Raw genomic sequence first — 6,459 nt, 5'->3', positions numbered from 1 at the left:
TCCGCCGGCACCGCCACGTGCTGCAGCGGCAGCGCGCTGGTATCGCCCTGCCCGGTCACCACCGCGTGCCAGCCGGCGATGGCCTGTTCGGCCGCCGCCGCGTCGTGGAAGCGCGTGGTCAGCTCGCGCGCCAGGCGCAGCTTCACTTCGCGCGGGTGCAGGCTGCCGGCCTGTACCTGCTGCTTCAGCGCCTGCGCCTCGTTCAGGCCGATCTCGAAGGACAGCAGCTCGATCCAGCGCCACATCAGCTCGTCACCGATCTTCATGGTCTTGGTGACGATGTCGATGGCCGGTTCATTGATGCCGATGTAGTTGCCCAGCGACTTGGACATCTTGTTGACCCCGTCCAGGCCCTCCAGCAGCGGCATGGTCAGCACGATCTGCGCCGGCTGCCCGTAGTGCTCCTGCAGGCCGCGGCCCATCAGCAGGTTGAACTTCTGGTCGGTGCCGCCGAGTTCGACGTCGGCCTTCAGCGCCACCGAGTCGTAGCCCTGCACCAGCGGATACAGGAATTCGTGGATGGCGATGGATTGCTGCGCGGCGTAGCGCTTGGCGAAATCGTCGCGCTCGAGCATGCGCGCCACCGTGTGTTGGCCGGCCAGACGGATCATGTCAGCGGCGCTCATCTGCCCGAACCACTCGGAATTGAAGCGCACTTCGGTGCGCTCGCGGTCCAGCACCTTGAACACCTGCTCCTCGTAGGTGCGCGCATTGGCGAGCACGTCCTCGCGGGTCAACGGCTTGCGGGTGACGTTCTTGCCGGTGGGGTCGCCGATCATCCCGGTGAAGTCGCCGATCAGGAAGATCACCTGGTGGCCCAGCTGCTGGAACTGGCGCATCTTGTTCAGCAACACGGTATGGCCGATGTGCAGGTCCGGCGCGGTGGGGTCGAAACCGGCCTTCACGCGCAGCGGGCGGCCGCTGCGCAGGCGCGCTTCCAGCTCTTCGCGCTTGAGGATTTCGTCGGCACCGCGGCCGATCAGGGCAAGAGACTCTTCAATCGTGGACAAAACGGAACTCCGACGGGTTGCATCTGGACAAACATGAATGGCGTTAAGTGCGAGTTAACCGCGCGGCCGGCGAAAACTTGAGCCGGCTCAATGGTTTGACGCGCTGTTGATCGGTGTTTATGGTAGCCGAGTTTTGAGCTCGCGCTTCGGGCTCACGAGGAAGCCTTGATGCAGAACAGCGAAACCGAACAGGAACGCGCGCGCAAGCAGCGCTTCCAGCAACGTCTCCATGTCCTTCACGACACCGCACTGCATCGGCAGCTGACCCAGCACCTCCCCGCCGGGCGCTGGACGCGCCGCCACTGGATCCACGCCAGCCTGTTCGCCACTATCGGCGCACTGGTGGCCACGATCGTGCCTGGCTTCTCCAATGCCATCGACGTGCCGCTGCAGACCACGCATGCGACGCTGCAACTGCCGTTGCCGCCGATCTCCCTGGCGCAGCAGCAGGGCGTGGCCGGCGACAGCTGGCAGGTGGTGCGGATCCAGCCCGGGCAGACCCTGGGCGCGGTGTTCGAACAGCTCGACATCCCGGCCACGGTGATGCACCAGGTGCTGGACCACCCGGGCACCCGCGAAGCGCTGACCCGGCTGCGCCCCGGTGCCGAGATCGGCTTCGACCTGCCGGTGGCCGGCAGCCTGCGCGGCATCCGCTTCGACCGCGACGCCACCCACCGCGTGGAACTGTCGCTGCTCGGCGACGACATCCGCGAGAAGGTGACCGAACGCGAGACCAGCACTCGCACCGCGGTCATCAGCGGCGAAATCACCAGTTCGCTGTACGTGGCCGCGCGCAAGGCCGGGCTGTCGCCGTCGGCGATCGCGACGATGACCGACGAGATCTTCAAGTACGACATCGACTTCGACAAGGACCTGCAGCCGGGCGATCGCTTCAGCGTGGTGATGGACGAGACCTGGCGCGAAGGCGAGCGGATCGACACCAGCAAGATCCTCGCGGCGACCTTCACCACCCGCGGCAAGACCTACAGCGGCTTCCGCTTCGAGCAGAACGGCAAGCCGGCCGAGTACTTCGACGTCACCGGGCGGCCGCTGAAGAAGAGCTTCATCCGCATGCCGGTGTCCTACAGCCGCATCAGCTCGACCTTCGGCGCGCGCAAGCATCCGGTGCTGGGCACCATGCGCATGCACAAGGGCATCGACTACGCGGCGCCGTCCGGCACCCCGATCATGGCCGCCGGCGACGCGAAGGTGCAGTTCGTCGGCACCCAGCGCGGCTACGGCAACGTGGTGATCCTGGACCACGGCAAGGGCTACAGCACGCTGTACGGGCACATGTCGCGCTTCGGCGGCATTCGCGCCGGCCAGCGCATCAACCAGGGCACGGTGATCGGTTTCGTCGGCATGACCGGCATGGCCACCGGCCCGCACCTGCACTACGAATTCCGCGTGGACGGCGTGCAGCGCAACCCGGCGTCGGTGACGATGCCGCCGCCGACGCCGCTGGCCGGCGCGGAGCTGGCCGCGTTCCGCGCGCAGACCTCGCCGGCGCTGGCGCGCATCCAGCGCGTGGAGAAGCTGATCTACGCCGATGCCGCGCCGGCGACGAGCGACCCATCGAGCAAGAAGAAGAAGACCGTCGCCTCGGCCAAGACGGCGCAGTCCAGCGACGCCGGCTGAGCCGCGCGCGCTGCGTGATCCGGCGGCGCGGATTGACGCGCCGCCGCCCCTCGCCCACGCTGCGGCGCTGACCGCCGCCTGGTGCCGCAATGCCCGATCCGACCGCAATCGACGACGCGCTGTTCCTGGGCCTGATGTCCGGGACCAGCGCCGACGGCATCGACGCCGCGCTGGTGCGCTTCGGCGCCGACGGCCAGGCGCAGCTGCGCCTGGGCCGCACCTATGCCTGGGCGCCGCGCCAGCGCGAGGCGCTGATCGCGCTGGGCGAAGGCGGCGACATCGATTCGCTGGACACGCTCGGCCGGCTCGATGCCGAAGTGGCGATCGCCTTCGCCGAGGCCGCGCTGCGCCTGCTCGAGGAGGCCGGGGTCGCGCCGGCCGCGGTCCGCGCGATCGGCTCGCACGGGCAGACCGTGCGCCACCGGCCATTGGCCGATCCCGCCTTCACCTGGCAGCTGGGCGACGGCAACCGTATCGCCGAGCTGACCGGCATCGCCACGGTGTGCGATTTCCGCCGCCGCGACGTCGCCGCCGGCGGCCATGGCGCGCCGCTGATGCCGGCCTTCCACGCGGCGATGCTCGGCGCGGCGCACGAGGACCGGGCGGTGCTGAACCTGGGCGGCATCGGCAACCTGACCCTGCTGCCGGCGCACGGCGGTGTCCGCGGCTTCGACACCGGCCCGGCCAACGCCTTGCTCGACGCGTGGTGCCAGCGCCACCTGGGCCAGCCCTACGACGCCGGTGGCGCCTTCGCCGCCAGCGGCCAGGTCGACGAGGGCCTGTTGCAGCGCCTGCTGGGTGATCCGTGGTTCGCGCTGGCCCCGCCCAAGAGCACCGGGCGCGAGCAGTTCCACCTGCGCTGGGTGGATGCGCAGCTGGAGCCGGCCGCGCATCCGGCCGCGGCGGTGCAGGCGACGCTGCTGGAACTGACCGCGGCCACCGTCGCCGATGCGCTGCTGGCGCAGCAGCCGGCGACCCGGCAGCTGCTGGTCTGCGGCGGCGGCGTGCACAACCCGCTGCTGCTGGCGCGGCTGCAGGCGCGGCTGCCGGGCGTGCAGGTGCTGTCGACCCAGGCGCTGGGCCTGGATCCGGACTACGTGGAAGCGATGGGTTTCGCCTGGCTGGCGCGGCAGACCCTGGCCGGCTTGCCCGGCAACCTGCCCTCGGTCAGCGGCGCGCGCGGGCCGCGCATCCTCGGCGCCATCCACCTGGCCTGAACGCGGCGCGGCGCGGCGGTGGCGCGGTTGCCACCAGGGCCACGGGAAGCGGCGCGCGGCTCAGAACCCGGCGCCGGCCGGCAGTTCGCGCAATGCGGCGATCGCGTCGGACAACGCGTCCACTTCCGGATTCTCGAAGCCGCTGCGCACTTCGTGCTCGCTGGCGAACAGGCCCTGCTCGATCAGGCTGAGCACGGTCTGGTGCTGGGTCCAGCCGCGGGCCACGGCAATGCGGCGGATCCGATCGACCAGGATGGGGTCGATGTCGCGCAACAGCAGGTCGGTCATGCGGACTCCCGGACGGACGGCGGCGCACCCCCTGCGCCGCCATGCATCATCCGCAACTCGCCGCGGGCTTTCAATCGGCCGGCGCCGCGGCGGGCGCGGCCTGCTCGCGGATCCGCGGCCACAGCCAGGCCAGCAGCAGCAGGGTCGGGATCACCGTTAACGCGCTGAGCACGAAGAAGGTGCTGTAGGACGTGGCCTGGACGATGTAGCCGGAGGCGCCGCCGACGAACTTGCCCGGCAGGTTGGCCAGCGACACCAGCAGCGCGTACTGGGTCGCGGTGAAGTTGCGGTCGGTCAGCGAGGACATGAACGCGACCAGCACGGTGCCGGCGAAGCCCTGGAACAGGTTGTCGGCGCTGAGCGCGGCGTAGAACGACCAGATCTGCCCCGGATGCTGGGCCATCAGCAGGAACGCCAGGTTCGACAGCGCCACGCCCAGCGCGGCCACGAACAGCATGCGCCGGAAGCCGAACGCCGCCACCGCCAGGCCGCCGGCGAAGGCGCCGGCGATGCCCATCCACACCCCGAACAGCTTGGAGACGGTGGCGATGTCGGCCTTGCTGAAGCCCGAGTCCAAGTAGAACGGCCCGGACATCACCCCGATCACCTGGTCGGGAAACTTGAACAGCCCGACGAACAGCAGCAGCCCCAGGCCCAGCGCCAGGCCGTTGCTGCCGAAGAAGCTGGAGATCGGTTGCCAGAACGCGCCGACCACGTCGATCTTGCGCACCACCGTGGCCGCCGGCACCTCCGGTTCGCGGCACAGCAGGGTGGTGGCGATCGGCAGCAGCATCAGCCCGGCCATGACCAGGTAGGCCAGGGTCCAGTCGCCGAACTGGGCCAGGTACAGCGCGCCGGCGCCGGACAGGATCAGGCCGATGCGGTAGCCGAAGGTGTAGGTCGCGGCGAGCGCGGCCTGCGCCGAGGCCGGGGCGATCTCGATCCGGTACGCATCGACCACCGAATCCTGGGTGGCGCCGGCGAAGGAGGCGATCAGCACCCACAGCACCAGGCCGCCGATGCTCAGCTCCGGGCGCATCAGCGCCAGCGCGGCCAGGCCGACCGTGACCCCCAGCTGCGACACCAGCAGCCACGACCGGCGCCGGCCGAGGAAGGCGACCAGCGGGAACGGGTAGCGGTCCAGCAGCGGCGCCCACAGGAACTTGAGCAGGTAGAAGAAGCTGGCCAGGCTGATCAGGCCGATGCTGCCCAGATCCAGGCCGACGTCGCGCAGGCGCGTGGACAGGGTCTGCGAGGCGATCAGCAGGAACGGCAGGCCGCTGCCGAAGCCCAGCAGCGCCATCGTCGCCGCCGACGGCGTGGCGAAGGCGCGCTTGATCCCGGCCCAGCCCTTGTAGGAGGCCGGCGCGGACGCGGTCTGGCTCATTCGCGGTAATCCACCACGAACGGCGCATGGTCGGAGAAGCGCTGCGCAGTGTAGATCGAGCAGCCCTGCAGGCGCGCGCGCAGCGACGGGGTCACGAACTGGTAGTCGATGCGCCAACCGACGTCGTTGGCGCGGGCGGCGCCGCGGTTGCTCCACCAGGTGTAGTCCTGGCCGTCGGGATGCAGCGCGCGGTAGGTGTCGACCCAGCCGCGGCCGCTGGCCGGGTCGGCGTCCTCGGCGCGGTCGGCGCACAGGCCGTTGAGCCAGTCGCGCTCGGGCGGCAGGCAGCCGGAATTCTTCTGGTTGGACTTCCAGTTCTTGATGTCCAGCGCCGAGCGCACGATGTTCCAGTCGCCGCACAGCACGTAGTCGCGGCCGCTGTTCAGCCACTCCACGAGGATCAGCCGCAGCCAGTCCATGACCTGGAACTTGTAGCCCTGGCGCAGTTCGCCGGACGAGCCGGAGGGGATGTAGAACGAGACCACGCTCAGGTTGCCGAAGCGCGCCTCCAGGTAGCGGCCTTCCTCGTCGAACTCGGGCCAGCCCAGCGCGGTGCGCACCTCGTCGGGCTCGCGCTTGCTGTAGATGGCCACGCCGCTGTAGCCCTTCTTGGTGCTGGCATCGCGGAACCAGGCCCGGTAGCCCTCCGGCAGGAACGCCGGCCCGGCCAACTGATGTTCCTGCGCCTTGGTCTCCTGCACGCACAGCACGTCGGCGTGCTGGCCGGAGAACCACTCGAAGAAGCCCTTGGTGGCGGCCGAACGCAGGCCGTTGGCGTTGAAGCTGATGATGCGCATGGATGGGGAGCCGGGAGTGGGGATTAGAGATTGGGGATTCGTCAAAGCGTACCCCATGCATCGACGCTGCACGGCTGCGACCGGCTATGCTTTTGCGAATCCCGTCATCCCCAATCCCGAAT

General features: G+C 69.5%; 6 protein-coding genes (1 of these 6 running past the window's edge). 2 read left to right on the top strand and 4 right to left on the bottom strand.

What is annotated here, in order from left to right; translation table 11 throughout:
* Positions 1-1,010, bottom strand: the 5' portion of a protein-coding gene (tyrS, locus tag OCJ37_RS02255) for a tyrosine--tRNA ligase (protein WP_263112099.1). Its footprint begins 202 nt before the window's first position; 1,010 of the gene's 1,212 nt are visible here — the first part of the coding sequence; it begins with the start codon at positions 1,008-1,010; the stop codon falls past the left edge of the window.
* 168 nt (positions 1,011-1,178) lie between these two features.
* Here tyrS and OCJ37_RS02250 point away from each other — a divergent pair, with 168 nt between their 5' ends.
* Both OCJ37_RS02250 and OCJ37_RS02245 read left to right on the top strand, forming a co-directional pair.
* Positions 1,179-2,648: a M23 family metallopeptidase gene (locus OCJ37_RS02250; RefSeq protein ID WP_263112098.1), complete on the top strand. Its 1,470-nt coding sequence runs from the start codon at positions 1,179-1,181 to the stop codon at positions 2,646-2,648.
* 89 nt (positions 2,649-2,737) lie between these two features.
* A complete protein-coding gene (locus tag OCJ37_RS02245) occupies positions 2,738-3,865 on the top strand; it encodes an anhydro-N-acetylmuramic acid kinase (RefSeq protein ID WP_263112097.1) in 1,128 nt (375 codons plus the stop codon).
* A 60-nt stretch (positions 3,866-3,925) separates the two neighbouring features.
* Here the strand turns inward: OCJ37_RS02245 and OCJ37_RS02240 are convergent, their stop codons facing one another.
* From OCJ37_RS02240 to OCJ37_RS02230, 3 genes are all read right to left on the bottom strand, one after another.
* Positions 3,926-4,153 (bottom strand): hypothetical protein, encoded by a 228-nt coding sequence (locus tag OCJ37_RS02240; protein ID WP_263112096.1) that lies wholly within the window; start codon positions 4,151-4,153, stop codon positions 3,926-3,928.
* Between the two features lie 70 nt (positions 4,154-4,223).
* On the bottom strand, positions 4,224-5,540 hold the full coding sequence (locus tag OCJ37_RS02235) for an AmpG family muropeptide MFS transporter (protein WP_263112095.1): 1,317 nt from the start codon (positions 5,538-5,540) through the stop codon (positions 4,224-4,226).
* A complete protein-coding gene (locus OCJ37_RS02230; RefSeq protein ID WP_263112094.1) occupies positions 5,537-6,337 on the bottom strand; it encodes an exodeoxyribonuclease III in 801 nt (266 codons plus the stop codon). The genes OCJ37_RS02235 and OCJ37_RS02230 overlap by 4 nt, the downstream gene beginning before the upstream one ends.
* Between the last annotated feature and the right edge of the window lie 122 nt (positions 6,338-6,459).

The sequence above is a fragment of the Xanthomonas sp. AM6 genome, from assembly GCF_025665335.1.
GTDB lineage: Bacteria > Pseudomonadota > Gammaproteobacteria > Xanthomonadales > Xanthomonadaceae > Xanthomonas_A.
The sequence above is the reverse complement of the archived record's forward strand: the minus strand, read 5'-3'. Positions and strand labels throughout refer to the sequence as shown.

Coding starts and splice junctions, on each gene's coding strand:
- OCJ37_RS02245 (WP_263112097.1), top strand. CDS start 2,738: ATGCCCGATCCGACCGCAATCGACGACGCGCTGTTCCTGGGCCTGATG.
- OCJ37_RS02240 (WP_263112096.1), bottom strand. CDS start 4,153: ATGACCGACCTGCTGTTGCGCGACATCGACCCCATCCTGGTCGATCGG.
- OCJ37_RS02235 (WP_263112095.1), bottom strand. CDS start 5,540: ATGAGCCAGACCGCGTCCGCGCCGGCCTCCTACAAGGGCTGGGCCGGG.
- OCJ37_RS02250 (WP_263112098.1), top strand. CDS start 1,179: ATGCAGAACAGCGAAACCGAACAGGAACGCGCGCGCAAGCAGCGCTTC.
- OCJ37_RS02230 (WP_263112094.1), bottom strand. CDS start 6,337: ATGCGCATCATCAGCTTCAACGCCAACGGCCTGCGTTCGGCCGCCACC.